Raw genomic sequence first — 1,237 nt, 5'->3', positions numbered from 1 at the left:
CGCTGCAACCAGAAATGGCGCGCGCCCACGTGGAGTGGTGCGTGAAACGGGGCCGCCGTGGGCATATAGCTAGCTACCCGATTAGTCACTATTCTTACGTCATCAAATCAGAAGCTGATCTGCCGTGCCCAAATCAAGCCAAAAAACTAGCACTCGGTCTGCGAGCGGAGGGGGGGCAGCCACTAGCGCAGGAATAATTTTTCAGCAGCAGGTGGGGGCACTCATCGGCAGTTGGATGCTTACGCGAGCGACAGTCATCTCCTCCCTTGGATTGCCGCCTGTCAGCGTGGATTGGGTGCGCTTCGAGACGGAGGCGCCGGTCGACGACATCCTCGCGAAGACATCGGCGGGAGGGTTTATCGCGATACAAGCCAAGACTAGCCTTTCGCTCACTACCAATTCGGATCAGCCTTTCGCGCAAGTTATCAAGCAGGTCATCAAGCATTGGCTCACATGCCACAGCGGAGACGGCAGTCTTGAGTGGAACCGTCCATTGGATCCAGCCAAAGATAGGCTCGTGCTAGCCGTTACCCCCAGGGCACCGGAAAGCCTTCGGATAGACCTCCCTGCTGCTATCAAAACTCAACAAAACCCCGGCGCGCAGGTGTTGACGCAGAGACAAAGTCGCGCGTATCAAGTCTACGAGGATTGCGTTCAGGCCATTTGGTCTGACCTGACCGCGCAACCAATCGGTGCCGATGTCCTATCGAGAATCTCCAGTCTGTTTTCGATAGTTACGATCGATTTGGATGTGGCTGGAGTTGCTCAAAGCCTTGCGCCTGCGGTAATTGAGGCGAGAGATGCGGTTCCGCTAGTGGATCTGCTGACGCAAGCTGCAGGCGAAATGATGACCAGGCGCGGAGGAGCGGACGTGGCGATGCTACGCCGAGACCTCCTGTCGCGAGGCGCTCGGTTGGCATCCCATCCGGACTATCGCTCGGACATAGATCGATTGCGTCAACAGTCGGCTAGGGCGATGGATGCGTTGGCGGGCTATGAAGTCGTCAATGGCGGCGACGGCTCCTCGATCGGCATAGATAGAGACTGCCAAGACGCCGTATTACGCGCGGCGAAAGCGGGCCCTTTACTCATTACCGGAGAGCCAGGCGCTGGCAAGAGCGGCGTTCTGATCTCTCTTGCGCGTCAGCTATCGGCGGAGCACAAGGATGTGATTGTGTTAGCTGTTGACCGCCACTCTGTTGAGACTTTGGAGGGGTTGTCTTCCGACCTGCATTTG

General features: G+C 57.3%; 1 protein-coding gene. It reads left to right on the top strand.

Annotated features, from left to right (window positions below; translation table 11 throughout):
• Positions 1-295: 295 nt before the first annotated feature.
• A partial coding sequence (locus AB0D94_RS37845; RefSeq protein ID WP_362062538.1) for an ATP-binding protein occupies positions 296-1,237 on the top strand: 942 nt, incomplete at its 3' end.

The sequence above is a fragment of the Streptomyces sp. NPDC048255 genome, assembly GCF_040652415.1.
In the GTDB taxonomy this organism is placed as follows: Bacteria; Actinomycetota; Actinomycetes; order Streptomycetales; family Streptomycetaceae; genus Streptomyces.
This window is presented reverse-complemented; position numbering and strand designations above follow the sequence as displayed.